The organism is Gordonia sp. L191 (assembly GCF_030077625.1).
Lineage (GTDB): Bacteria > Actinomycetota > Actinomycetes > Mycobacteriales > Mycobacteriaceae > Gordonia > Gordonia polyisoprenivorans_A.
Window position 1 is genome coordinate 4,573,250 of sequence record NZ_CP125996.1, and the last position, 25,550, is coordinate 4,598,799.

Sequence of the window (25,550 nt, forward strand, 5' to 3'; positions counted from 1 at the left end):
CGAAGGGCCGCAACCGGAATCCGGTTGCGGCCCTTCTTTTCGATTGTTCGCACACGACGCGCTCAGAGGGTGTCGGGGCCGCTCTCGATCTTCTTGGGCAGCGTGCACAGTGTGACGATGCTGATGACGACGAGCATGACGCCGCCGACGAAGACGACGACCGTGACTGCGTACTGACCGAGGACGATCATCACGATGCCGGCGATCACCGAGATCACGCCGGAGAGGATCAGGAACCAGGTCGGGGAGTGTTGTGAACCGGAAACCGCACTGAACAGGTCGTGGACGCCCTGGAAGATCCAGCCGATGCCGATGAACAGTGCGAGCAGCCACACCGCGTCACCCGGGCTGAACAGGGCGATGATGCCGACGAGCAGGGTCAGCACCCCGACGACGCCGAGCAGCGCCCGCAATCCGGTGGAGAGAAATGTCGCGGCAAATGCCTGGTAGAGCCGGAAGATCCCGGCGATGATCAGCGAGATGCCGAACAGCACGGCGAGCACGAGAGTGGTCGCGCGGGGCCAGAAGACGGCGACGAGGCCGAGCACGATCCCGACGATGGACGTCACGATCAATGCCGTGCGGACCGCGCCGATGATCTCGTTCGGGAATTGTCTGGTGTTCACACCGAATGTCATTGCCGAAGATTATCCCGAATTCGGTGTCGGGGATGAGAGGTCGGCGCAGGTTGGGCCGAAGGACTCTCGGCGGTATCGCCCGATCGACCCGCGCATCATCCGCAGCGGGTGAACCGGTAGACAAGATGATGTGAGCGATATCGCCTTCTTCCGGCCCGACACCGACGGGCGGGTGTTGCCACTTGCCTACGCCCGCAGCCTGTGGGCGCCGGGCACCCTCAACGGACCCGCGGTCTGCGCGCTGGCCGCGCATGCAGCCGAGCAGCGGATCGCCGAGCCGGGTTTCCGGGCGGCACGTTTCACCATCGACCTGTTCAAGGCGGCGCGGGAGATTCCGACCACCACCCGAGCCCGTGTGCTGCGAGCGGGTGGGCGGATTCGGGTCGCCGAGGTCGACGTCGTGCAGTTCCCCGACGACAGCGCGGCAGAGGCCGAGGCCGAGGTAATCGTGGCGCGGGCGACCGCGGTGTTCCTGCGCGAGTCGCAGAATCCGCCGGGGCAGCGGTGGCAACGTGATGCCGGGGCGCGCACCTTCTCGCCGCCGACGACCGCGGTCGACGACTGGGCACCCCGCTTCGCCTCCGACGCCGCTGGTGTCGGGGAATGGGACCAGAACATGGGCAACCACCAGAACGGGCTGCGCAAACGGGTGTGGACACGGGCCGCACCGGCGGTCGTCGGGACGGAACTGACACCGTTCGTACGCGCCGCGATCAGCGCCGAATCGACCAGCCTGATCTGCAATTGGGGGACCACGGGGATCGGTTTCATCAATTGCGATCTGACCGTGGCCCTGTCGCGGTTGCCGCGCGGCGATCGCATCGGCGTCGAGGCCGACTCGCACACCGAGCACGACGGGATCTCGGCGTCGACGGCCGGGCTCTACGACGCCGACGGGATGTGGGGTGTCGGGATGGTGACGGCGGTGAACAACGCGGCGGCCGAAATCGACTTCACCAGCGTTGATGTGCGCGGGCGCTATCGCGAAGCGTGATCGCTGGGCACACGCGTGATCCACTCGCCTTTGCTAGGGTCCACCGCATGACCCGGCCTCGCCTGCGCCCGAGATCGATTCCCCTGGGCCCGAGGACGGCGGTGGCCGTCGCGGTCACGACGATCGGCCTGATGGTGGCGGGCGTGGGCGGCGGACCGGCCGGCGCCACCACATATGCCGCAGGCATGAGCAGTACTGTCGCCCGGCTCACCGGCCCCGGCGCCATCAACGACACCGTCGGACGCTACGACATCCTCGGCACCGACCTCGGCGTCATGTGGGACAACGGACGCGGCGAGATCCTCACCGCCTTCGGCGATACCCAGTCCTTCGACGGACGGTCCCTGCTCTACGGGTCGTTGTTCCACTGGCGCTCGAATGTGTTGTTGCGCAGCACCGATCACAACCTGGCCGACGGCATGACCTTCACCGGCCACACCGGCCCACCCGGACATGCCGGCCGACTGCTCAAACCCGACCTGCGCAAGGAGATCACCCTGATCCCGACCGCCGGTGTGGCCGTGGGCAAGACGCAGTACCTGAACTTCATGTCGGTCAAACATTGGGTCGCCAACAGTCATTGGGTCACCAACTTCTCCGGCCTCGCGCGCTCCGATGACAACGGACGCACCTGGCGGCGTGTGGGACCGCAACGCGCCAACTCGGGCGGCAACGTCAAGTTCCAGATGGCCGCCTACCTCAAGGTCGGCGACACCGTGTACCAGTACGGCACACCCGACAGCCGTTGGGGCGCAGTCTATCTGGCGCGTGTTCCGGCGTCGCAGATGGAGAACATCAACGCCTACGAGTATTTCTCGAACGGCCGGTGGGTGCCGCGCGTCCCGAGTGCGGCTACACCGATCATGGCGCCGAAGAACGGCGAGATGTCGGTGGCGTGGGATTCGTATCTTGGCAAATACATTTCGTTGGTACAGACCGAGCCGGGCGTCAAACTGCGGACCGCGGATCGGCCCGAGGGACCGTGGTCGGCCGGCGAACTCGTCGTCTCCCGCGACGACCCGTACTCGGGGTACGCGCCGTTCATCCATCCGTGGTCGACGTCGGGCTCGACGCTGTATTTCACCTACTCCGTGTCGTTCGGCTATCAGGTCTATCTGATGCGGTTGCCGTTGCGTCGCGGGTGATCGCGGGTGAAATACAGCGTCGAGCGGGGACCTACCGGCCGAGCATGGCGTTCATCCGATCGATCTCGGCCTGCTGAGTGTTCTTGATCTGCGTTGCCAGCGACCGTGATTCGAGGTCGATCCCACCGGCAAGTTCCGCATCGGCCATGGTGATCGCCCCTTGGTGATGGGCGATCATGCCCTGCAACCACAACGTGTCGAACTGTGCGCCGCGGGCGTTCTCGAGCGACGTCATTTGCGCGTCGGACATCATCCCGCCCATGTCACCGCTCATCGAGTGACCGCCGTGGCCGCCCTCGTCGTCGACCGCGACGCCCCACGACTTCAGCCGCGCGGTCATCTGATCGATCTCTGGCTGCTGGGCATTCCTGATCTGCGTTGCCAGCGCACGCAATTGGGGATTGTCGGTTCGGCTGGGCACCAGGTCGGCCATCTCGACCGCCTGCTCATGGTGCGGGATCATCATCTGGTTGAACATGACATCGGCCTGGTTGTGCGCTGCGTTCTGGGTCGACGAGGTTGCCGTCGTGCCATGTCCCGAGGACTCGTGCCCGGCGGGCGACGAGGACTCCGACGACGAACAGCCCGCCACGATCAATGTGGCCGCGGCGAGTGCCGTTGCCGCCGAGGCGGCCCTGCGGGTGGTGCGAAGAGACATCTGAAAGCTCCTGTGTGAGAGTCGATATGGCTGTGATGGTGGTCCGGGACCGGTCCATCAGCAGCGGATCACCGACAGGCTCAGATGTGTGGGCTGCGCCCAGGGTGGTGGTCGCCCGAGGTGCCCGAGGAGAGCGGGGGCGATGCCCACCAGGGCGGGCAGCGCCGCGAATCCCCAGACGAGCACCAACAGAATGATCGGCGGCAGTGGCGCGTCGTCGGCGCGCACGAAGACGCAGTGATGACCCAGGACGCAGTCTCCTGCGTCGCTCAGGTGGGAGACTTCCGGGTCCGCGGCGTCGGTCATCGTCGCGGCGCTGTGGTGTTCAGTGCCGTGGTGTTCAGTGCTGTGGTGCGTTGCAGCGTGTGCCTCGCGCGGGGCGCCGGCGACGAGGGAGTGCATGAGCAGCACCGCGATGGCGAGCAGCCCGATGACGCAGACCCGAAGCAACCACTGCCGGTGGTCGATTCGTGGGACGCGCATCGCCGACCAGCCTAACCGGTGGGGCCGCCTCAGCCGACGGGCGACGCCTCGGCGTCTGCCTGCGCCCTGCGTTTGTTGCGTGGCGCGATGAGCTTGCGGTCGACGAGTTGGTAGACGGCGACGACGAGGGCCGCCAATGCCCAGCCGAGCAGGATGTCGAACACGTAGTGCTCGGCGGTGTAGACGAGGGTGAACGCCATCGCGAACGCGTAACCCAGGAACAGTGTTCGGCCGAGCGCTTTGACGCGCGGCCACATGAACAGGGCGAGCAGCATCGTCAGCGCGGCGTGCAGCGAGGGGATGGCGGCGACCAGGTTGGATTTCCCCTGGCCGATCTCGATGAGGTTGGACGCGACGTGGATGTTGAGGAACTCCCACCCGCGCGCGGAGATCCGTTCGACGTACGGTGCCGCGCCGGCGTGACTCGGGTCGAACGGGCCGAGAATCCCGCCGGGCTCAGTGGCCTGCGGGGTGGTCATGCAGATCGCCTCGCGCGGTCCGTCGGCGACCTCGGCGGCGGTGCACCGGGCGGCCGCCCATGGTGGTGCGGCGGGAACGAACGTGTATCCGATGAGCCCGAGGAATGTGGTGGCGATGAAGCATGCGGCGAAGCGTCGCCACGTCGCCCGGTCGCGCAGCCAGAGGATGGCCGCGAGCGCGTAGGGGACGACGAAGTACGACATGTAGACGACGCTGGTGATGACCTCCCACCACGGCGCCGACGGCGACTTCAGGTGCTCCTGCAGCCACACCGTGGGAACCACCCCGAAGATGTCCTTGTCGACGTCGGGGGCGAGGTGCCAGGCCACCGGGACCTGGATGAACTCGGCGACGTTGCGGGTCCAGTCGTAGAGCAGCAGGATCAGCGCGAACGGCGCCCAGTCGATGACGACCGTGATGACGCGGCGGCGCCCGATACTGGCCGCGATCAGCCCGAGGCACAGCAAGATGATCAGACGGGTGCGGTCGAAGGCGAGCCCGTGCTCGACGATCTCCCACACCATGAACAGCGCCCACGCGACGATCGCGACGCGACGGACCATCGTCAGGTCGCGGCGCTTCTCGGGTTCGGCCTCCATCTCGGCGGCTGCGGCGATGTCGGCGAGGATCGGTCCGAGTTCCGGCGGGTCGTCCGCGCCGGATGTTGCGTCGGTCCCCGCGTCGTCGGTCCCCGCCTCATCGACGCCGGGATCGTCGACGCCGGGATTGTCGTCCTGTTCCGCTATGGATTCGCGTACGGCCTGCTCAGGGGCCTGCCGTCGGCGGCGGTCGTCCAGCGAGGGCACATCGATTGCCTCGTCAACACTCACGCGAAACCGCCTCTTCATCACCGCACTACCGACACGTAACCCGCAGTCAGCCTAATGAACATTCCTGAATGTGGCCGGTCGCCTCGCCCCTTCGCACGTCAGGAGTGCCGAAGATGCCGACGGGCCGACGCTGGTCGACCTTGCGACCTAGACTTCGAGTGGGACACATCACACGCGCTTGCGATTGTGAGACACGTGCCCGATCGGCAAGGCCGGCATCCGGTCAGGAGGTTGTAGATGCCCAACAGGTTCCTGCGCTACGGCGATCAGCGCTACATCATCACCAAGGAAGCCGAAGCGCGGCTCGACCGTGCGCTCGAGTCCGTGTACTCGCACGGCGGCGGTCATCAGTGGTTGAACCTGTACCCCGACACCGAGGCACCGTGCCGACTGCTGATCGCGTCCGGCGTACCGATCACCGTCGAGACCGAACCCAACGACTGAGCGACTCCGATCCGCGGGGTGCGGGCTGCAGGGCTCGGGTCGGGGTGCGCGCCCTAAGCTGGCAACCATGCGCATCGGAGCTCACTTGCGGGAGGACGACGACCCGCTGACCACCGCAACGGACCTCGGCGTCGACGTCTTCCAGATGTTCGTCACCGATCCTCAGAAGTGGAAGAAGCCGGTCCCCCGTCCGGACGCGCAAGCCTTCCGCGAATCCCCGATCGACGTCGTCGTTCACTCGAGCTATCAAATCAATGTGGCCAGTCTGAACAACCGGCTCCGCATGCCCTCCCGTAAGGCCGTCGAGGAGCAGGCCGCCGCAGCCGCCGACCTCGGGGCGTTCGGTCTCGTCGTCCACGGCGGTCACCTGCGCGACGGGGAAGATTCAGCGGAGGGGTTTGCCAACTGGCGCAAGCTGTTCGACCGTCAGGTCGACAAGGGCGGCTTCGGGGTCCCGATCCTGATCGAGAACACCGCGGGCGGCGACCATGCGATGGCCCGAACCCTCGATGCCATCGATCGGCTCTGGGAGGCGGTCGGCGACTTCGAGCAGGCCGGCTTCTGCCTCGACACCTGTCACGCGTGGGCCGGCGGCGAGGATCTCGTCGGACTGGTCGAGCGGGTTCGGGAGATCACCGGGCGCATCGATCTGGTGCATCTCAACAACTCCCGCGACGAGTTCGACTCCGGCCGCGACCGTCACGCGAACCTGGCGTCGGGGCACATCGACCCGGAGGTTCTCGTCGCCGTCGCGGCGGCGGCCGACGCGCCCATCATCCTCGAGACGCCGGCCGAAGGAATCCCCGACGATCTCGACTACCTGCGGTCGGCCCTGTAGCGCCCCGGTGATCGAGGCGCCCTGTTTCTGATGGTCGAGGACCTTCCCCCGATGGTCGAGGTGCGAGGCGCGTGCGCCGAGCCTCGAGACCCGATGAGCCACAGCTGGTTCCACCCCACAGACATAGAGATCGTCACCGCGGGAATGTGACAATCACCTGCCCCGTCCGTCGACTCCGCCACTCCACCCGCCGATCCAGAAAGAGCGTCGGCACCCACTCGGCGAGATGCTTGCGTTGATGATCGGCCCGGCACAGTGGGATCAGATCACCGAGCACCGTCCACCCGCCGGCTTCGGGGTCGGCATGGTTGAACGGCCGCCAATGATCGAGGTCGCACAGGTGTGACGGCATCCCACAGTACGGGTATCGGCACCAGGCGTCGTTGGCGAGCACCTCAGCGCGCAAGGTCGCGCTGGGTGCATACGTCAATGCCCCAGGGGGTGGCACGGTGTGACCACCGTGTCCGGTCGGATCCGTAATCCAGGACGATCTCCTCGAACGACATCCCGGACTCATCACCGGTATCGACGCTGTCGGTGTCCGCGTCAATGTCCGCGCCACGGTGGGCGGCGCGCGCCATGATCGAGGCCCGATTCGTGGAGAGTTCCCCGTTCAGATAGGCGGCGCGGATCAGTGGGAGTTCTTTGAGGAGGTCCGCCAGCGCTATCCAGCTGCCGGCTTTGCTTCGGGAGATCGTGAATTGTAGGGACACTTCGGCGCGTGCGAGTTTGTCGGCGTGCTCGATCACCGAGCCCCACACCTCGACCTCGGACTGGCCCGCCAAACGCTCGCGATACACCCGATCGGCCAGCGCGGCGGCTGCCAGGACCGCGCGCGCTTCATGTTTGCGGGACTCGCGGAGCAGGTCCGGGCCGGTCTCGGTGAGCTCGTCGCGGGACATCGACCCTATGGTGGTCGCGTCGGCATCCGGATCGGTGAACGTCAATGTGGTCGACATCCGAACAACCTCCCCTCCCGCGATCGGACTTGATGAGAACAAGTGTACGAAGAGGTACCGACAAAACCTGCGTGGCGATCGCTCGGCTCCAGAAATCTGTGGATAACTATTTTCTACTCATCGACCGGGCGCTCAATTTCATCGACCGGGCGCTCCATTGCGTCGAGTGGGTCATGGATGTGGTTGCGATGCTTGTCATCTCGCCGGGTCTCGAGGCTCGCCGCACGCGGCTCGCACCTCGACCATCGGGGGGAAGGGGCGAGCGTCGGATGGCGGAACCCCTCGACCATCGATCCAAGAAAACCGAGTGATGCTCCGGCCCTTTCCATCCGATGGTCGAGGTGCCGAGGAGCGATAGCGACGAGGCCTCGAGACCCCTCTCGCCGATGAGTATCCGCACCACCCGCCGAGCCGAACCAGCACCGACGCAAGCGGTCTCGAGGCTCGCCGCAAGCGGTCTCGAGGCTCGACGCACGCGGCTCGCACCTCGACCATCAGGGGGCGGGAGCGCACTAGCAACGGGGGCGGGAGCGGTCGACGACCGGATCAGACCGCGGCGTCGAGCCTCGTGCGCTGCTCGTCGGTGAGGGTCAGTTCGGCGGCGTCGAGGGCGGCGTCGAGCTGGGCCGGCGTGCTGACGCCGACGATCGGGCGGATCATTGGCGAGCCGCCGAGTAGCCAGGCGAGGACGACCTGACCGGGAGTGGCATCGAGTTCATCTGCGACGCCATGCAATTCGGCCAGGCGTCGGGTTGTTCCCGGGTGGTCGTAGGCCTCGGGGAACGGACGGTCGGCGCGGTCGAAGCTGCCCTGGATCAGCGGGCTGTACGCCCACAGTTCGATCTCGGGATGGGTGGTGACGTAGTCGATGGTCTCGTCGGTGACGAATCCGAAGCGGTGATCCTTACCCGGCACGGTGGTGTCCGGGCGTGGCCGGACGTACGACGTCGACAACTGCAGTGCGGTGAACGGCGCGGTGCCGGCGACCGACGCGAGGGCGCGCGCCTGCTCCACGCGCCATGTCGGATGGTTCGAGATACCGATCCGTCCGACCACGCCGTCGTCGACGAGCCGACCGAACGTCGAGACCACTTCGGCCATCGGAGTCTGCCGGTCTTCCAGGTGTGCCCAGTACAGATCGATGTGATCGACCTGTAGTCGCGCGAGACTCGCCTCGATCGACCGCATGACGACGTCGTGACCGAGACCGACAACCTCACCCGGCCGTCCGGGGACGGGCTCCGGCCCGACCTTCGTCGCCAGCGTCACCTGTTCGCGCACTCCGGGGTTGTCGGCGAACCACCGACCGAGCATCGTTTCGCTCTGTCCGCCCGAGCCCGTCCCCGATGCCCAGAACGCGTAGCAATCCGCGGTGTCGAGCGTTGTTCCGCCGCGTTCCAGGAATCGCTCGATCAGCACCCGGGAAGTGGCATCGTCGGTGCGCGTGCCGAAGTACATACATCCGAGGACCAGGGAATCAGTGGGCATGCGGACAGGCTAGCCGCCGGGGTTTTCGATAACGGCCCAGAGATTCGCGCTACAGCACATCGCGCTTGCAGAAGTTAGCGGACGTCACAGAAATCTCGGCTTGTCGACCCTGCGAACGAGTTGTATCCTGGGGTTACCGGCGAGTAACTTAGCGGTCGTTCGGTCGTGTTCCCTTCAGAGCATCCACCGGGCGTTTGCACGAGTTCACCTGCCGACACATCCAGCGACCACCCGCGAGGGATTCAGCCCGCATCAGATAGGAATCCAAATGGGCCACTACAAGAGCAACATGCGCGACCTGCAGTTCAACCTCTTCGAGGTCTTCGAACTGGACAAGGTGCTCGAGTCGGGGGAGTTCGGCGATCTGGATCATGAGACCGCCGTGGACATGCTCCGCGAGGTCCGGACTCTCGCCGAGGGCCCGATCGCGGAATCCTTCGCCGAGGCCGACCGCAACCCGCCGGTCTTCGACCCGGACACCCACAGCGTCACCATCCCGGAAAGCTTCAAGAAGTCCTACAACGCCCTCGTCGAGGGTGGCTGGGACAAGGTCGGCGTCAACGAGGAGCTCGGTGGCATGCCGGCGCCCCGATCGCTGTACTGGGCGATCGGTGAGATGATCCTCGGCGCCAACCCGCCGGTGTTCATGTACGCAGCAGGCTCGGGCTTCGCGAACATCTTCTACGACAACGGAACCGACGAGCAGAAGAAGTGGGCCGCCATCTGCTCCGAGCGCGGCTGGGGCGCCACGATGGTGCTCACCGAGCCCGACGCCGGTTCCGATGTGGGCGCCGGACGTACCAAGGCTGTTCAGCAGGAGGACGGCTCCTGGCACATCGACGGCGTGAAGCGCTTCATCACCTCTGCCGACCAGGACATGACCGAGAACATTTTCCACCTGGTGCTCGCCCGCCCCGAGGGCGCCGGCCCGGGCACCAAGGGGCTGTCACTGTTCTTCGTCCCGAAGTTCCATTTCGACTTCGAGACAGGTGAACTCGGCGAGCGCAACGGCGTTTTCGTCACCAACGTCGAGCACAAGATGGGCATCAAGGCGTCGGCCACCTGTGAGGTCACCTTCGGCCAGCACGGGGTCCCGGCCAAGGGCTGGCTCGTCGGCGAGGTTCACAAGGGCATCGCGCAGATGTTCCAGGTGATCGAGCATGCGCGAATGATGGTGGGCACCAAGGCGATTTCGACGCTGTCGACCGGTTACCTCAACGCTCTCGACTACGCCAAGGAGCGTGTGCAGGGCGCCGACATGGTGCAGATGACCGACAAGGCCGCGCCGCGGGTCACCATCACCCATCACCCCGACGTCCGTCGTTCGCTGATGACCCAGAAGGCCTACGCGGAGGGGCTGCGCGCGATCTACCTTTACACCGCCTCGCACCAGGATTCCGTTGCCGCACAGATCGTCTCCGGCGCCGATCCCGAGATGGCACACCGCGTCAACGACCTGCTGCTGCCGATCGTCAAGGGTGTCGGCTCCGAGCGTGCCTACGCCAACCTCGGTCATGAGTCGCTGCAGACCTTCGGTGGGTCGGGCTTCCTGCAGGACTACCCGATCGAGCAGTACATCCGCGACTCGAAGATCGACTCGCTCTACGAGGGCACGACGGCCATCCAGGCGCAGGACTTCTTCTTCCGCAAGATCATTCGCGACAAGGGTCAGGCCCTCGCGCATGTTGCCGGGCAGATCCAGTCGTTCATCGACACCGAGGCCGGCAACGGCCGTCTCAAGGCCGAGCGCGCGCTGCTCAAGACCGCCCTCGAGGACGTGCAGGCGATGGCCGCATCCCTGACCGGCGACCTGATGGGCGCGCAGGAGAACCCGAAGGACCTCTACAAGGTGGGTCTGGGCTCGGTGCGCTTCCTGATGTCGGTCGGCGATCTGCTCATCGGCTGGCTGCTCCTGCGCCAGTCCGAGATCGCGCTGGCCAAGCTCGATGAGGGCGTGACCGGCGACGACAAGTCCTTCTACGAGGGCAAGGTCGCCGTCGCGAGCTTCTTCGCCAAGAACATGCTCCCGCTGCTCACCTCGATCCGCACCACCGTCGAGAACATCGACGGCGAGATCATGGAGCTCGACGAAGCCGCCTTCTGACACAAGAGAACGCCGCACAGCCGAGGGGCCGGGGTCTCCGTCGAGATCCCGGCCCCTCGGCGATTCGGCGCATACTGGACGACGTGAGCGCACGGACCTTCCGGATGCACTCCGTCTGGCCACTACCCTTCGACCACCACATCGTGCTGGCCGCGCTCGCCGACGCCGATTCCTACCCCAGCTGGTGGCCGCAGGTCCGCGAGGCGACGAGGGTCGACGACACCTCCGGCGATGCGGTGCTGCGGTCATTGCTACCGATATCGCTTCGGGTGCACGTGCGTGAGGACATCGTCGACCCCGCGGCCGGCGTCCTGCGGGCGCGCGTGGACGGCGACCTGACGGGGTGGACGCGGTGGACCATTCACCCAGGCACCTCCGCCGACGACTGTCGCGCCGAGTTCCGTCAGGTCGTCGACCTCACCACACCGCTGCCGCTCACCCTCATCCGCATCGGCCGTCCGGTGCTGTACGCCAACCACCGGTTCATGATGTGGTCGGGTAGGCGCGGCCTGATCCGGCATCTGAACTGCGCGCGGACCTCCGGCGAATTCTCATATTGACACGCATCCGGGCACCGATCGGTACCCATGTCCGGGCGCGCATACGTAACGTGAGTTGCGGGGGCCTGAGACACCCGGGGGGACCGACCACGTGAGGTGACACCAGATGAAGGCACTCGTTTTCCACGGCCCCGGCCAGAAGGCCTGGGAGGACGTCCCCGACCCAAAGCTCAGTGAACCCACCGACGTCATCGTCAAGATGGACACGACGACGATCTGCGGCACCGACCTGCACATCCTCAAGGGTGACGTTCCCGCCGTCACCCCCGGGCGCATCCTCGGACACGAGGGCGTCGGCACAATCACCGAGGTCGGCGACGCCGTGACCACGCTGGCCGTCGGCGACCAGGTGATCTTGTCCTGCATCTCCTCATGCGGGAAATGCTCGTTCTGCAAACAGGGCGTTTACTCGCACTGCCTGGGCAGCGAGGGCACGTCGGGTATCGGGTGGATCTTCGGCCATCTCATCGACGGCACCCAGGCCGAGTACGTGCGGGTGCCCTACGCGGAGAACTCGGTCCACAAGCTGCCGTCGGCGGTCAGCCCCGAGCAGGGCACGTTGCTCTCCGACATCCTGCCCACCGGCCATGAGATCGGCGTCCGCCACGGTGCGGTGAAACCCGGTGATGTGGTCGCGGTGATCGGGACCGGCCCGGTCGGGCTCGCCGCCATCGCCACCGCGGGTCTCTACGGGCCCAGCCGGGTCATCGCCGTCGACATCGACGCCAACCGGGTCGAACAGGCCCGCCGGTTCGGGGCGACCGATGGGGTCGTGTCGACCTCGTCGGGGTGGCGCGAGGAGATCCTGGCGATGACCGACGGTCTCGGCGTCGACGTCGCGATCGAGGCCGTCGGCATTCCCGACACGTTCCAGATGTGCCTCGACATCGTCCGCCCCGCAGGCCATGTCGCCAATGTCGGTGTGCACGGCAAGCCCGTCGAGTTGCCCATCCAGGATCTCTGGATCTCCAACATCGTGATGTCGATGGGCCTGGTGAACACCAATACGCTTGGCACACTACTGAAGTTGGTGGCACAACGCCGTATCGATCCAGAACCGTTCATCAGCCACCGATTCGGGCTCGGCGAGATCATCGACGCCTATGACGTGTTCTCCCGTGCAGCAGAAACCAAGGCGCTCAAAGTGATCATGAACGCCTGAGGTCCCCGAGAACCACCACGGCCGCGTCGGACCCGAGGGTTCGACGCGGCCGTGACCGCGAGAGGGCTTGTGCCGGAATTACTTCGGTGGCATCCGGATGCCGCCGTCGACGCGGACGACCTCGGCGTTCATGTAGGAGTTGGTGACGAGCTCGACGACCATCGACGCGAGTTCGTCGGGCACGCCGAGACGACGCGGGAACAGCACCGACTCGCCGAGCTTGGCCTTGAATGCCTCGGCGGCCTCGCCCTCCCCGTAGATCGGGGTGTCGATCAGGCCAGGGGCGACGGTGTTGACGCGCACGCCCACGGCCGCGAGGTCACGCGCGACCGGCAGGGTCATGCCGACGACGCCGCCCTTGGACGACGAGTACGACGCCTGGCCGATCTGGCCGTCGAATGCCGCAACACTCGCCATGTTGACGATCGCGCCACGCTCGTTCGATTCCAGCGGCTCGTTGCGGCTCATTGCGGTGGCAGCCAGCCGAATGGCGTCGAAGGTACCGATCAGGTTGATCGCGATGACCTTCTTGTACGCGTCGAGGTTGTGCGCGGAAGCGAAGTCACCATCTTTGCCGATGGTGCGCTGCGCCCAGCCGATGCCGGCCGAGTTGACCAGCACCCGCAGCGGGCCCAGCTCGGTCGCCTGGTTGACGGCGTTCTCGAGATCCTCGGTCTTGGTCACGTCCACGGCGACGAACTTGCCGTCGACCTCCTTGGCGAGCTCACCACCTTTTTCTGCGTTGAGGTCGGCGATGATGACCTTCGCCCCCTTGGCCGCCAGCTGGCGAACCACCGCGGCGCCGATGCCCGACGCCCCACCCGTCACGATTGCACTTGCTCCGTTGATATCCACGACGTCAGCCTACGACGCCTTGTGACAGGCCTAACAACCCGGGCCCGAGCGATCAGTCGGTAAGGGACCGGGCCGCGAACAACGCGACGAGCTCAGCCCGCCGCGCGGACTCCATCGAGGGGTCCAGCCGCCCGCACCTGCGCAACTCGCACACCCCGTGCAGCGCGCTCCACAGCAGTTCCGCGCGCACCTGAACGCCGACGTCCTCACCGAGGGCATCCCCGCCACCGAGCGCCTCGACGAAGGTCGAGAATGCGCGACGCATGATCTCAGGAGTCTCGTCGTGAGCGAACCGCGCGGCGATCGGCATGGCGAACATCGCCTCGTACGTGGCCGGGTTGCGTTGCGCGAAAGCAAGATACGCATCGATCAGGCCACCGACCCGACCTTCGGAGTCCGTTTCGCCGGACACCGAGTCGCCGGACACCGAGGCAACGAACTCCGCGAATCCGAGCATCGCCACCGCCGTCACGATCTCGTCGCGCCCCCCGGGAAAGTGCTGATAGAGCACCGGCGGCGTGTACTCGATCTCATCGGCCAGCCGACGGGTGGTCACCGCGGACCCTGCGACGGCCGTCGCCGCGACGATCGCCGCGTTCGTCACCGGCCACTCCGGTACGGCGCTGTGGTGCACGGTTGCGGTGGCCGCATTGACGGTGTGGCTCGCCCTCTATGCCTTCGTCGCCAAACCGATCAACACACGGCAAACCGGTGCGGCGCTCAGTGGTGTCATCCCCTCCGACGCCGAGGAACTGCAGGAGCGATGGGACTCGGTGATGCCGGCGCGCATCGCATTGCAGACCGTCGCGCTCGCCGCACTCGTCATCGCCCTGGCGATCTGAGCGGCAACCATGACCAGCATCCTGTGGTGGATCGGGGCGGCGATCGGTGTGGGGATCGCGCTGGGCATCATCGTGATCGGCGCCGCCTATCTGGCCCGCAGCGCCACCAACGCCGCCGGTTTCGGCCTGCCGACATCGCTGTCGCCCCACGACCGTGGATGGTGGCAGGTCAAAGGGATTCGTGATGTGACATCCGGTGTTCTGGTACTCGCATTCCTTGTTGCCGGCACCGATCGCGTGCCCCTGCTCCTCGGCGTGCTGGCGCTGATCCCGCTCGGCGACATGCTGATCGTGCTCGGGCAACACGGCAGCCGATCCCGCGCACTCGGGATCCACGGGGTGACGGCGGCGGTTCTGCTCGGCGCCTGCATTCTCACCGCGGTCGGGCAGGCGCCGTGGTGAGCGTTTCGTGATCAAGGTCGAGGAGAACGCGTACTGCCGCGAGGTCCTGGGCACCGAGGCCCACGGAGACGAACATCGTGATCTCGTCGTCCCCGGTACGGCCGATCGCGTCTCCGCTGATAACCGCCCCCAGGTCGGTGGCAACATCGGCGGGATCGACGACTCCATGCCGCAGGGCCGCAACGACGGCCCCGGAGGCGGTCCTGGCGGTGGCCACATCGTCGACGATCACCCGCGACCGACGGAGCGCCTCGGCGTCGATCTCCCGATGGTCCGGCCGGGGTGGCGCACCGACGACATTCAGATGCGTTCCGGCGCGCAGCCATTCGCCGCGCAGGATCGGCGTCGGTGACGGCGTAAGTGTGCAGACGATGTCGGCACGAGAACAGACCTCACGGGGATCGTCGACCACCTGAACGTCACAATCGAAGTGGCTGATCGCACTGACGAACTCCCGTGTCCGCCGAGCGGATCGGGACCAGACGACGACGGTGTCGAGGCTGTCGATGCGCGCGATCAGAAATCGGACGTGCTCGAGGGCCAGCCGGCCCGCACCGATCACCCCGAGAACACGGGCGCCCGCGGCCGCGAGATGACTCGATGCCACCGCGCTCGCCGCCGCGGTACGGGCGGCGGTCAACCGACCACCGGCCAGTATCGCGCGCACCCGACCCGAGTCGAGGTCGGTGACCAGGATCGTCGAGAGTTGGCGTGGTGCACCGCGATTGTTTCGTTCCGGTGAGTCGGTCATGATCTTCGCGACGCAGACACCGTCGACCCCAGACACCGCGATCATCGGATGCACCGCCGCCTGCGCTCCCGGCACCACGATGTCGGCGGCCACCGGGTTGGCGACGACTCCACAATGCAGATCGATGTGCACCTGCTCCACCGCAGCCATCAGACGCAGTGGGTCGAGGAGGTGGTCTATCATCTCGTCGTCGATGGCCACCCCCTCGACACACTGGCCGGTCATCGCACCGGATGGGCGGCCGAAACGGCCAGCGCCGACTCGTCGATGAGATCACCATATGCCAAAGGCTTACGGATCATCCTCTCGTCAAACAGGATTCGGAGCCAGCGGTCGGTGGCGGCCGCGTCGATGCGCGGGGTATCCCAGGTCTGGGACGCCTGCAGCCGGGCGCAGGACTGCGCCAGGTGAGCTGGGTCGGCAGTGGGCCAGCGCTCGGCCATCAGCGGCCTGAGATCTTCGACCAACGCAGTCGCCAACAGATCCATCGCCTCGCCGATGGCATCGACGAACGCACCCAGAGCCGGCACGAGCTCGTCGAAACGGTCCTTGCGGCAGTAGAAGACACTGTTGGGGCCCAGCCCGCCCGACACCGTGTAGTCGACCGCGATGTGTCCGTCGCCCCGGCGCTGTGCCGCCAGCGCGTTGGGCAGATCGAGCACGATCGCATCCCCCAGTCCGCCGCGGAACAGGTCGAGGAACATCGGCGTCGACAGATCGCGCAGGAAGGTGACCGATCGCGGATCGGCTCCCGCCTCTCGCATCAGTCCGGCGGTGAACGCATACGGGGCGCTGCCCCCAATGCCGGGCGCGAGGATTGTGGTCCCCTCCATATCGGTCCAGGCGAACTCACCGACGAGAGCGTCCGTGCGCACGACCAGGGCCTTGGGGAACTGGTGATTCAACTGGGCGAAGGTGGTGAATTGCGTTGCGGTACCGGCGTACATGGCCGGTACCCACAGTCCGCCCAGGGCGACCTCGGCGCTGTCGGCAGCGAGGTCATCGAGGACCCCGGTCCACGGGTCGCGTGCGATGAGCTCGACATCGAGGCCACGTCGGGCGAAGAGACCGTCGGAGTCGGCGAGGTAGGCGGGCAGATAGTTCAGAGCGTGGGAGGTCGCGCTGATGGTCAGGCGTTGCATTGCGAAACCTTTCGAAATTGGATGGATCGTTAACGTGCGGAAAGGGTTTGATCTAGGACTCGGTGTGGATCTCTTCCAGGGACCGCCCGAAGGTCTCTGGGCCGAATCGGGCTGCAACAACGAGGAGTGCGTACATCGCGGCGATCATCAGGAAGACACCGGCGACGCCGGCGAGGCCGAAGAAGTACAGCGCGGCGAACGGCATGACCGCCCCCGCCACATTGCCGATTCCGTTGACCACCGAGGCGCCCATCGCCCGCACCGAGGTCGGGAAGAGTTCCGGCGACCACACCGAGAGCATGGTGTTGAGCAGCATCGTGAAAAACTGGAACACCGCGCCGAGGATGAGAATGGTCGCCACCGAATTAGCGAAGGCGGCGAAACAGATCGCCGAGGCGCAGCCGAGTGTGGCCGCCGACATGACCGTGATCCTCCGCGGCACCCGACCCGCGAGAACTGCTGCGGCGCACGCACCGACAAGGCTGCCGATATTCATGATCATGGTGAACACGAGCGAGTCTGTCAGCGAGTATCCGCGCGACACCAACAGAATTGGCATCAGGAACAGCAGCGTCACCTGCGCTCCGAACGACATCCATGACGCTGTCCCGATGGCCGCGGTACGGCGGAGGTTGCTGCCGCGAAAGACCTCCACGATGGACACTCTCTGCACCACCACCGGGATGTCGGTGGTGGCCACGAACGAGGTCGGCGAGCCTTTCCGGCGAAGATCCGAAAGGCGTTTTCCACCAAGACGGTTCAGGCTCTCGTTGGCTTCGTCAACGCGTCCCTTGTCCACCAGGAAGCGGGGCGACTCCGGAAGGTAGCGGCGGAACGCGACGACCAGCAACGCGGGCACCGCGAGAATGACGTAAGTCCAGCGCCAGGAGTGCGTATTGCCACCGAGGAGGCCGCCGAGCGAGCCGAGGACCAGCGCGAAGAAGCCGAAGGAGGCGATGTTGCCGATGCCGCCGGACGAGATGTTCAGGCTCGCAAGCACCGACCCGCGATAGCGCGTGGCCACGACCTCCGCGAGCAACGCGAGACCGACAGTGAACTCACCACCCAGCCCGACACCGACGATGAACCGGCTGCAGAGCAGCATCTCGTAGTTGACGGCCACTGCACTGATCAGCCCGCCGAGGGTGTAGATCAGCAAGTTGAAGCTGAGTGCGAACCGCCGGCCCCACCGGTCGGCGGCATAGCCGCCGACCAGCCGTCCGACGAGCCCGCCGATGACGGTCGCTGTGTTGATCGCCGTGAGTTGGGCGTTGCCGATCCCCAGTGAGTCCTTGATCAGCGGGCCCATGGAACCGGTGGAGTTCTGTTCGAGGCTGTCGAAGAACAGCCCGGCCATCAGCAGAACGATCACCCAGCCCTGGGCGCGGGTGAATCCGATGCGGTCCAGGGCTGCGGCGAGCGATCCCGTCGCCACGGCATCGCGACCGTTCTGCGGGAAACCGCCTGCGGACGGGGTGGGCTCGGGTGCGGAGGGGACGTCTTTCGGCGCGGCCGAAGGTGAGGTGGTGGACATGAGCGTGTGCTCCAAATGAGAGGTGGAAGTGGGTTGCCGCAGCACCGCGACCTCTAAAGTTGTATACAAACTGTGTTGCATGACGGTGAACTACCGCGTCTATTGCGTTACATCGCGAAGTTGGTCCGCATTTTCGTATACGACTCTCAATCCGGCGCCGCGAATCGCTCCTCGTCCTTACGGAGGTGTTCCTCCATCATGAATCCGGCCTGCACCACGGCACCACTGACGATCGCGTGTGCAATGGCCATGTGATCGAGGGTCGCTCCGTGTCGATCGTCGCCGAGCGCCCACGCCACACGACGATTGACGTCGGCGAGCATCGTTGCGAGCTGCGAGTTGCCGGCACCGGTCACGACCAGTTCGTGGAACGAGGGCCCGTCACCGGCGCGTACAGGTCGTTCCGAGCGTGCGACCGCAGCCAATTCGTCGACGCTCGCGCCGCCACGCCGCTCGGCGGCCAACTGCGCGGCGAGTACCTCGAGCCCTCGCCGCACCTGGAGCAGGCCGAGGCCGTCGGTACGGGGCGCCTGAGCCACCGTGGCCCCGCGATACCGAACCGTGAGAACAAACCCCTCGGACTCCAACTGCGCCAGCGCTTCTCGAACCGGCACCCGTGAGACACCGAAGCGTCGGGCGATGGATTCTTCGATCAGGCGCTGCCCCGCGGGGAGGTCACCGCCGAGAATTTCCTCGCGCAGCGTCTCGGCGATCAGGTCTTTGGGGGAACGATCGTCGGTTCTCTGGGCCACATCCACGCACTGCAGTGTAGGGCGCCGATACGTCGGGCGCCGTCGGCGAACTGCGGAGCGCCGTCGGCGAACTGCGGAGCGCTGTCGGCGTCGGGACGAGCGCCGTCGGCGTCAGATGCACCGCACGATCGGCTCGGGCGCGTAGCGCACGGTCCGGGTGTGCCGGCTGATCAGTGCGCCGCTGCGGGCATCGGTGATGACCCGGGTGTCGCTGGTGGTGAATCCGCGGCTGCCGCGACTCGCGATGCAGTCGGGCCCGCGCGGCACCCGCCGCACCTCCGGCGCGGTGTAGGCGTAGCGCTCACCGGTGATCGACTGGACCTCGACACTTCTCGTGCCCCACAGCCGAACCGTCACCGACGACGGACTCCACGTGGTCTCGATCAGGACGCCGTGGCGCGAGGTGTTGCCGATGACGAGGTCGATGGCGCCCTCGAACACCGTCGCCTCCCGCGCTTCGGGGTACCGCGAGATGTAGTAAGCGTGTTCGGTGTGGTCGACGTCGGCGAGTCCGGCGAAGTAGGCGGCGTTGTAGAGCGTGGTGGCGAACTGGGAGATACCGCCGCCCACCGCGTTCGACGCGCGGCCGTGATCGATGATCGTCGAGCTGACGTAGCCCTGCGCGGTGCCCCGCGGCCCGGTGTGGGTGTTGAGGGAGAAGTTCTTGCCCGGCAGGACCAGCGCGCCGTCGACCTCCGCCGCCACCAGCCGGATGTTCTCACCGGACGCGGACGAGAAACCGCCGGTGGTGTACTCGCCGATCACCTCGGTGACCCCGAGCGAGCGTGCCTTCTCGGTGGACAGGGCGGGCGGCACCGTCCGGTAGACGGCTGCGGCGGTGCGTCGCCCGGCGCCGACGACGGCGCGTTCGAGTGCGGCGAAGGTCTTGTCCCAGTCGACGTGTGCGCCGTCGCGGGCCGGCACGACGCGCGGGCGGCCCGTCGCTAGCGAGAATCTCGCATCGGCGGGCCGGGTCTCGGAGTCGCGCAGCGCGGCCAGCGCCGCACGACCGCGTTCGCGGTCGACGTGCGCGACGAGCCCGCCCCGTCCGTCCGGAACGAAGGTGAGGATGGCGCCGATCTGCCTGGGTGACAGACTCACCCGAACACCGCCGCGACCGGTGATCTCGACCTCATCGGACACCGCACGCGCCGCCGGACCCGCCACGGTCGCCCGCACCACCTCGGCACTCACGGTCGGCGCGAACGGCTCCATCGGCAGTTCCACGACATCACCGTCGAGCCACTCGCGGGCCAATGCCGCGCGCGCCGCGTCACGGTCGACGCGCCGACCGGCGGCGGGCAGATCGGCGACCGGACGGACCCCGTCGTAGTGCACCCCGCCTTCCACCGCGGACCGTTCCAGATCGCGATGATGAGCGGAGATCGCCTCGTCGAACCGCGCGGCGTCGACCCGGACCACCGGCGCGACGCTGTGCGTGCGGCCGAAGAGCGCCAGCAACCGGGTGAGCGGACTACGCGGCTGACGTTGCAGGGCCACCGCGGTCGCGTCGGCGTCGAACATCACGCCCAGCGCTGCGGGGTCGACGGACGCCGAGCCGGATTCGGTACGCAGCCGCACGGGCTCACCCGCCTGCTGTGCCACCTCGTCGAGCCTGTGGTCCAGACGCACCGGGGACAGGTTGCCGACGTCGCGGCCGGCGGTGACCGCACCGCGGGCGGTGTGCCCGGAGGTGACCAGGAGGTCCATGGACAACGTCAGGAGTATGACGTAAATCACACCTATGGTGATTCGTGCGCCCAACCGCCATCGACGTCGCCGCACTGTTCCCACGCTGTCACTCATACCGAACAAATCCGGTCAATGCGACCCGGGTGGCTTCTCCCCATAACGCAATCGAGGGCCTGACCGGCGATTACACGCTGATCAGGCCCTCTGTGAGAGGCGCTCCGGTTGAGCTGTCGGGTCGGGGGTCTGACAGCTCAACCGAAGCTACCCCGTATATCTACGGGACTTTCGCCTTCGTTACAACACGGGGTGTCCATTCATCGGAGGAATCCTGCGCCGAGGAACCCCACGCTGAAGGAATCCCACGCCGAAGAAATCCCGTCAGCCTTCGATGATCGCGGTGACGCCCTGGCCGCCCGCGGCGCAGATCGAGATCAGCGCGCGCCCGCCGCCGTTCTCCTTGATCTGCTTGGCCGCCTGGGCCACGATGCGTCCGCCAGTCGCGGCGAAGGGGTGTCCCGCGGCCAGCGACGAGCCGTTGACGTTGAGCTTGCTGCGGTCGATCGCGCCGAGCGCCTTGTCCAGGCCCAGCCGCTCCTTGCAGTACTCCTCGGACTCCCACGCCTGCAGCGTCGCGAGCACCACCGAGGCGAAGGCCTCGTGGATCTCGTAGAAGTCGAAGTCCTGCAAGGTGAGGCCGTTGCGCTCGAGCAGTCGCGGGACCGCGTAGGTCGGGGCCATCAGCAGGCCGTCGGGGCCGTTGACGTAATCGACCGCCGCAGACTCGGAGTCGACGAAGTACGCCAGCACCGGAATGCCCTTCTCCTGCGCCCACTCATCGCTGGCGAGCAGCACGGTCGACGCACCGTCGGTCAGCGGCGTCGAATTGCCCGCGGTCATCGTGGCGTCGCCCAGCGACACCCCGAAGACCGGCTTGAGCTTGGCGAGCTTCTCGACACTGGAGTCGCCGCGCAGGTTCTGATCACGGGTCAGGCCGAGGAACGGCGTGACCAGGTCGTCGAAGAAACCGGCGTCGTAGGCGGCGGCCATCTTCTGGTGGCTGGCCGCGGCGAGTGCGTCCTGGTCGGCGCGCTTGATGCCGAACTCCTTGGCGGTAATCGCCGCGTGCTCACCCATCGACATCCCGGTGCGGGGCTCGCCGTTGCGCGGGATCTCGATGCCGAGCTTGGGCAGGGCCTTGAGCAGTCCGAGGACCTGATCCTGGGTGCTGCGGGCCCGGTTCACCTCGAGCAGGCCACGACGGAAGCCCTCGGAGACACCGATGGGTGCGTCGGAGGTGGTGTCGACGCCGCCGCCGACCGCGACGTCGTAGCGACCGCGTGCGATGCCGTCGGCGACGGCGGTGATCGCCTGCAGGCCGGTGCCGCACGCCTGCTGGATGTCGAAGGCCGGGGTGTAGGGCGAGAGCGCCGATCCCAGCACGGACTCGCGGATGAGATTGAAATCACGCGACAGCTTCAACACCGCGCCACCGGCCACCATGCCGAGGCGTTCGCCCTGGAGGCTGTAGCGACTGACGAGGCCGTCGAGGGCCGCGGTGAACATGTCTTGGTTGCTGACCTTGGCATATGCCTTGTCCTGCCGCGCGAATGGAATGCGGTTGCCGCCGAGGATCGCAACCGGGCGCTCGGTGCGGGTCTTGGGTGTGTTGGCCACGAGAGATCTCCCAGGTGTCGATTGGTACCTTTAACGTATTCTTACTCCAGAGTAAGTTAGATGTCGAACGGCGCTCCACCCAGCAGCGTCCTCGATCACACCGAGCGTGAGAACAATTCAGAGGAGATTCACGTGGCTGCCAACTCCACGACCGCAGGCCTGTACTCGAGTTTCGTGCACTCCGGGCCGGGTGCGTTCATCGCCAAGCAGGCCGGACTGCCCGTCCCGCCGCCCCTGCGGCGCTACAAGGCCTCCGAGCCGCCGCTCCCCGGCCCGGTGTTGCTCGGCGGGGCCGGCCGTCTCGTCGAACCGTTGCGTGAGCTCCTCTCGGGCCCCGACTACACACTGATCGAGAACGCCACCACCGGTCGCAGCGCCGACAAGTACGGCGGCCTGGTCTTCGACGCCACCGACATCACCACCCCCGCCGAACTGCAACAGCTCTTCGAGTTCTTCCAGCCGATCATGCGCTCGACCGCGGCGTGTGCGCGCTTCGTCGTGCTCGGCACCACCCCCGAACTCATCACCGATCCCGACGAGCACGTCGCCCAGCGGGCCCTCGAGGGATTCACCCGCTCGCTCGGCAAGGAACTCCTCAAGGGGTCGACCGTGCAACTCGTCTACGTCTCCCCCGACGCCAAGACCGGGCTCACCGGCCTGGAGTCGACGCTGCGCTTCGTGCTGTCGGCGAAGTCGGCCTTCGTCGACGCCCAGGTGATCCGGGTCGGCGCCGACGACGCCACCGCTCCCGCGAGCTGGGACAAGCCGCTCGAGGGCAAGGTGGCCGTGGTGACCGGTGCCGCCCGCGGTATCGGTGCGACGATCGCCGAGGTGTTGGCCCGCGACGGCGCCCACGTGATCTGCGCCGACATCCCGGCTGCCGGTGAGGCCCTCGCCGAGACCGCCAACAAGGTCGGCGGCACCTCGCTGCCGCTCGACGTCAGCGCACCCGACGCCGGCGAGAAGCTCGCCGAGCACGCGCTCACCCGCCACGGCGGTATCGACATCATCGTCAACAACGCCGGCATCACCCGCGACAAGTTGCTCGCGAACATGGATGCGGCGCGCTGGAATTCGGTGATCTCGGTCAATCTGATCGCGCCGCAGCAGCTGGTCAACGCGCTCGTCGAGAAGGACGCGTTGAAGCCCGGCGGCGCGGTGATCGACGTGTCGTCGATCGCGGGCATCGCGGGTAACCGCGGCCAGACCAACTACGGCGCCTCCAAGGCCGGCGTGATCGGTCTCGTCGACACCTATGCCCCGCTGCTCGCCGAGAAGGGCATCACGATCAACGCGGTCGCCCCCGGTTTCATCGAGACCAAGATGACCGCCGCGATCCCGCTGGCCACCCGCGAGGCCGGTCGCCTGATGAGTTCGCTGCAGCAGGGCGGGCAGACCGTCGACGTCGCCGAAACCGTTGCCTACTTTGCCAATCCGGCCTCCAACGCCATCACCGGCAACGTGGTCCGGGTCTGCGGCCAGGGATTCCTGGGGGCGTGATGAGCAAGACCATCACCCTCTCGTCGCCGCCGAGCACCGCCGACGTCTACTCCAAGGCGGTCACCGCGATGCTCCCGGTGATCGGCAAGCCCGCCCGGATCCGCGCCGACGCGGCCATCCCGGACCGGCGCTACCGGCTCGGGAACATCCGCATCGATCCGGATCGGCTGCTGGCCTACACCCGGGCGACCGGACAGCAGTTCGGCCCGACGTTGCCGATCACCTATCCGTTCGTGCTGCAGTTCCCGCTGGCCATGAAGATCATGACCGACGGCGACTTCCCTTTCGGCGCAGTCGGTTCGGTGCATCTGGAGAACACGATCACGCGACTGCGTCCGATCGGGATCGACGAGCCGCTGACCATCGAGAATCACGCCGAGAATCTGCGTGAACACCGCAAGGGCATGCTCGTCGACATGGTCTCGGAGATCAGCGTCGGCACCGAGCTGGTGACCCGGCAGGTGGCGACGTTCCTCAAGCAGCAACGCACCAGCCTCTCCGACGAACCGCGCGGGCCGGCTCCGCGGGATCAGGCGCCACCGCCTCCGGATGCGGTGCTCGCAGTGGATCTGGCGAAGATCCGCGAATACGCGGCCGCCTCGGGGGATCGCAATCCGATCCACATGGGCGATCTCACCGCCAAGGCGTTCGGCTTCCCGAAGGCCATCGCGCACGGGATGTGGAGTGCGGCAGCGGCTATCGCCAATGTCGAGGCGCAACTGCCCGACGCCGTCACCTACACGGTGCGGTGGGGTAAGCCAATTCTGTTGCCGGCCAAGGTGAACGTCTACACGCATAGGGTGGACGGCGCCGGGAGCACAGCGAGCGGGCCGAATACCTACGGCGCCGGGAGCTTCGATATCTCGATTCTGAACCGGCGCAAGGGGTATCCGCATCTGACGGCGACCACCCGCACCAACTGAGACACCACGGATACCAGAACTCCCGCCCGGCACTGCCGGGCGGGAGTTCTGCGTTCCTACCGGTGATTCGTCTCAGGAGGGGGTGTGGATTCCGACGCCCTTCAGACCGCGCCAGGTGATGCCGACCAGCAGATCGGTGGCGGTCTCGAGGTCGACGTCGCCCTCGCTCATGCGGTCGGCAACGGCCTCACCGGCGCCGACGAGGGCGATCGCGGTGAGCTCGAAATCGATGTCGAGCGCCCCCTCGACCGTGGTGCCGCGACGGATCAGATCCGACACCATGTCGACGATGTGGCGACGGCTGGTGCTGACGGTGTCGGCGAAGGCCGCCGAGCCGACGGCCACGCGGTAGAGGACCCGCCAGGACTCGCGGTTCTCATCGACATAGCGGAGGAATTCCCGCACCACCGTGCGGGCCTGCTCGCTCTGACGGAGTTTGGGATCGAAACCGACTGCCATCGCGTCGATGAATCGGCCGCCTTCGCGGGCGATACATGCGCTGAACAGCTCTTCCTTGGACCCGTAGTACAGGTAGAGCATCGGTTTGCTAATCTTCGCCTGGGCTGCGATCGAATCCATGGACGTGTCCCGGAAGCCGTTCTCGGCGAACACCGAGACCGCGGCGTCGAGCATCTGCTGCTCGCGCACCGCGCGGGGCAGTCGTTTGGTCCCGCCGACCATGATGGCTCCTCACACTCGC

At 66.6% G+C, this 25,550-nt stretch carries 26 protein-coding genes and 1 pseudogene; 12 read left to right on the forward strand and 15 right to left on the reverse strand.

Features of this window, described 5'->3' with window-relative positions; translation table 11 throughout:
• Positions 1-62 precede the first annotated feature (62 nt).
• On the reverse strand, positions 63-638 hold the full coding sequence (locus QNM97_RS20690) for an HdeD family acid-resistance protein (protein ID WP_014358660.1): 576 nt from the start codon (positions 636-638) through the stop codon (positions 63-65).
• Between the two features lie 130 nt (positions 639-768).
• Between QNM97_RS20690 and QNM97_RS20695 the strand changes: the two genes are divergently transcribed.
• The gene (locus QNM97_RS20695; protein WP_283820112.1) at positions 769-1,632 is read left to right on the forward strand and encodes an acyl-CoA thioesterase domain-containing protein; all 864 of its coding nucleotides are present in this window, start codon (positions 769-771) and stop codon (positions 1,630-1,632) included.
• Between the two features lie 47 nt (positions 1,633-1,679).
• On the forward strand, positions 1,680-2,777 hold the full coding sequence (locus QNM97_RS20700; protein WP_502874943.1) for a glycoside hydrolase family 183 protein: 1,098 nt from the start codon (positions 1,680-1,682) through the stop codon (positions 2,775-2,777).
• Between the two features lie 31 nt (positions 2,778-2,808).
• On the opposite strand, the gene QNM97_RS20705 is transcribed toward QNM97_RS20700, so the two are convergent.
• Genes QNM97_RS20705 through QNM97_RS20715 form a run of 3 tightly spaced genes read right to left on the reverse strand, consistent with a single transcriptional unit; the run spans position 2,809 to position 5,228 of the window.
• Complete coding sequence (locus QNM97_RS20705) at positions 2,809-3,435, reverse strand: DUF305 domain-containing protein (RefSeq protein ID WP_283820113.1); 627 nt, start codon at positions 3,433-3,435, stop codon at positions 2,809-2,811.
• 57 nt (positions 3,436-3,492) lie between these two features.
• Positions 3,493-3,918: a hypothetical protein gene (locus QNM97_RS20710; RefSeq protein ID WP_283820114.1), complete on the reverse strand. Its 426-nt coding sequence runs from the start codon at positions 3,916-3,918 to the stop codon at positions 3,493-3,495.
• 29 nt (positions 3,919-3,947) lie between these two features.
• Positions 3,948-5,228, reverse strand: a complete 1,281-nt coding sequence (locus QNM97_RS20715) for a phosphatase PAP2 family protein (RefSeq protein WP_283820115.1) — start codon at positions 5,226-5,228, stop codon at positions 3,948-3,950.
• A 237-nt stretch (positions 5,229-5,465) separates the two neighbouring features.
• Between QNM97_RS20715 and QNM97_RS20720 the strand changes: the two genes are divergently transcribed.
• Entirely contained in the window at positions 5,466-5,672 is a 207-nt protein-coding gene (locus tag QNM97_RS20720) for a hypothetical protein (RefSeq protein ID WP_006369443.1), read from the forward strand.
• Between the two features lie 67 nt (positions 5,673-5,739).
• Positions 5,740-6,510 (forward strand): deoxyribonuclease IV, encoded by a 771-nt coding sequence (locus QNM97_RS20725; protein WP_283820117.1) that lies wholly within the window; start codon positions 5,740-5,742, stop codon positions 6,508-6,510.
• A gap of 133 nt (positions 6,511-6,643) precedes the next feature.
• Here QNM97_RS20725 and QNM97_RS20730 read toward each other — a convergent pair.
• A pseudogene (locus QNM97_RS20730) lies at positions 6,644-7,469 on the reverse strand (HNH endonuclease signature motif containing protein).
• 71 nt (positions 7,470-7,540) lie between these two features.
• Here QNM97_RS20730 and QNM97_RS20735 point away from each other — a divergent pair.
• Complete coding sequence (locus QNM97_RS20735; RefSeq protein WP_283820118.1) at positions 7,541-7,780, forward strand: hypothetical protein; 240 nt, start codon at positions 7,541-7,543, stop codon at positions 7,778-7,780.
• A 235-nt stretch (positions 7,781-8,015) separates the two neighbouring features.
• Here QNM97_RS20735 and QNM97_RS20740 read toward each other — a convergent pair whose 3' ends face one another.
• On the reverse strand, positions 8,016-8,957 hold the full coding sequence (locus tag QNM97_RS20740; RefSeq protein WP_283820119.1) for an aldo/keto reductase: 942 nt from the start codon (positions 8,955-8,957) through the stop codon (positions 8,016-8,018).
• 268 nt (positions 8,958-9,225) lie between these two features.
• On the opposite strand from QNM97_RS20740, the gene QNM97_RS20745 reads away from it, so the two are divergent.
• From QNM97_RS20745 to QNM97_RS20755, 3 genes are all read left to right on the forward strand, one after another.
• The gene (locus QNM97_RS20745) at positions 9,226-11,061 is read left to right on the forward strand and encodes an acyl-CoA dehydrogenase (protein ID WP_283820120.1); all 1,836 of its coding nucleotides are present in this window, start codon (positions 9,226-9,228) and stop codon (positions 11,059-11,061) included.
• Between the two features lie 83 nt (positions 11,062-11,144).
• Entirely contained in the window at positions 11,145-11,621 is a 477-nt protein-coding gene (locus QNM97_RS20750) for an SRPBCC family protein (protein ID WP_283820121.1), read from the forward strand.
• Between the two features lie 106 nt (positions 11,622-11,727).
• Entirely contained in the window at positions 11,728-12,783 is a 1,056-nt protein-coding gene (locus QNM97_RS20755) for a zinc-dependent alcohol dehydrogenase family protein (RefSeq protein ID WP_283820122.1), read from the forward strand.
• Positions 12,784-12,861: 78 nt separating this feature from the next.
• On the opposite strand, the gene QNM97_RS20760 is transcribed toward QNM97_RS20755, so the two are convergent.
• Both QNM97_RS20760 and QNM97_RS20765 read right to left on the reverse strand, forming a co-directional pair.
• Positions 12,862-13,638, reverse strand: a complete 777-nt coding sequence (locus QNM97_RS20760; protein ID WP_283820123.1) for an SDR family NAD(P)-dependent oxidoreductase — start codon at positions 13,636-13,638, stop codon at positions 12,862-12,864.
• 52 nt (positions 13,639-13,690) lie between these two features.
• Positions 13,691-14,194: a TetR-like C-terminal domain-containing protein gene (locus QNM97_RS20765; RefSeq protein ID WP_283820124.1), complete on the reverse strand. Its 504-nt coding sequence runs from the start codon at positions 14,192-14,194 to the stop codon at positions 13,691-13,693.
• Between QNM97_RS20765 and QNM97_RS20770 the strand changes: the two genes are divergently transcribed.
• Both QNM97_RS20770 and QNM97_RS20775 read left to right on the forward strand, forming a co-directional pair.
• A complete protein-coding gene (locus tag QNM97_RS20770) occupies positions 14,187-14,480 on the forward strand; it encodes a hypothetical protein (protein ID WP_283820125.1) in 294 nt (97 codons plus the stop codon). The two genes, QNM97_RS20765 and QNM97_RS20770, sit on opposite strands and share 8 nt — an antisense overlap.
• 9 nt (positions 14,481-14,489) lie before the next feature.
• Positions 14,490-14,882 carry a DUF4267 domain-containing protein gene (locus QNM97_RS20775; protein ID WP_283820126.1) on the forward strand — a complete coding sequence of 131 codons (393 nt, stop codon included), beginning with the start codon at positions 14,490-14,492 and terminating at the stop codon, positions 14,880-14,882.
• Here QNM97_RS20775 and QNM97_RS20780 read toward each other — a convergent pair.
• The 6 genes from QNM97_RS20780 to QNM97_RS20805 form a co-directional block, all read right to left on the reverse strand.
• Positions 14,854-15,858, reverse strand: a complete 1,005-nt coding sequence (locus tag QNM97_RS20780; protein ID WP_283820127.1) for an ornithine cyclodeaminase family protein — start codon at positions 15,856-15,858, stop codon at positions 14,854-14,856. The genes QNM97_RS20775 and QNM97_RS20780 overlap by 29 nt on opposite strands.
• Positions 15,855-16,775: an ABC transporter substrate-binding protein gene (locus QNM97_RS20785; RefSeq protein WP_283820128.1), complete on the reverse strand. Its 921-nt coding sequence runs from the start codon at positions 16,773-16,775 to the stop codon at positions 15,855-15,857. Before QNM97_RS20785 ends, QNM97_RS20780 begins: the two co-directional genes overlap by 4 nt.
• Positions 16,776-16,827: 52 nt before the next feature.
• Positions 16,828-18,390 (reverse strand): MFS transporter, encoded by a 1,563-nt coding sequence (locus QNM97_RS20790; RefSeq protein WP_283820129.1) that lies wholly within the window; start codon positions 18,388-18,390, stop codon positions 16,828-16,830.
• 65 nt (positions 18,391-18,455) lie between these two features.
• Complete coding sequence (locus QNM97_RS20795; RefSeq protein ID WP_283820130.1) at positions 18,456-19,067, reverse strand: GntR family transcriptional regulator; 612 nt, start codon at positions 19,065-19,067, stop codon at positions 18,456-18,458.
• Between the two features lie 105 nt (positions 19,068-19,172).
• Positions 19,173-20,867 carry a VanW family protein gene (locus tag QNM97_RS20800; RefSeq protein ID WP_502874944.1) on the reverse strand — a complete coding sequence of 565 codons (1,695 nt, stop codon included), beginning with the start codon at positions 20,865-20,867 and terminating at the stop codon, positions 19,173-19,175.
• 264 nt (positions 20,868-21,131) lie between these two features.
• Entirely contained in the window at positions 21,132-22,427 is a 1,296-nt protein-coding gene (locus tag QNM97_RS20805) for an acetyl-CoA C-acetyltransferase (RefSeq protein ID WP_283820131.1), read from the reverse strand.
• Positions 22,428-22,559: 132 nt separating this feature from the next.
• On the opposite strand from QNM97_RS20805, the gene QNM97_RS20810 reads away from it, so the two are divergent.
• The gene (locus QNM97_RS20810) at positions 22,560-23,927 is read left to right on the forward strand and encodes a 3-oxoacyl-ACP reductase (RefSeq protein WP_283820132.1); all 1,368 of its coding nucleotides are present in this window, start codon (positions 22,560-22,562) and stop codon (positions 23,925-23,927) included.
• Positions 23,927-24,850, forward strand: a complete 924-nt coding sequence (locus QNM97_RS20815; RefSeq protein WP_283820133.1) for a MaoC family dehydratase — start codon at positions 23,927-23,929, stop codon at positions 24,848-24,850. The genes QNM97_RS20810 and QNM97_RS20815 overlap by 1 nt, the downstream gene beginning before the upstream one ends.
• Positions 24,851-24,922: 72 nt before the next feature.
• Here QNM97_RS20815 and QNM97_RS20820 read toward each other — a convergent pair whose 3' ends face one another.
• Entirely contained in the window at positions 24,923-25,531 is a 609-nt protein-coding gene (locus QNM97_RS20820; protein ID WP_208793909.1) for a TetR/AcrR family transcriptional regulator, read from the reverse strand.
• Positions 25,532-25,550: the final 19 nt, after the last annotated feature.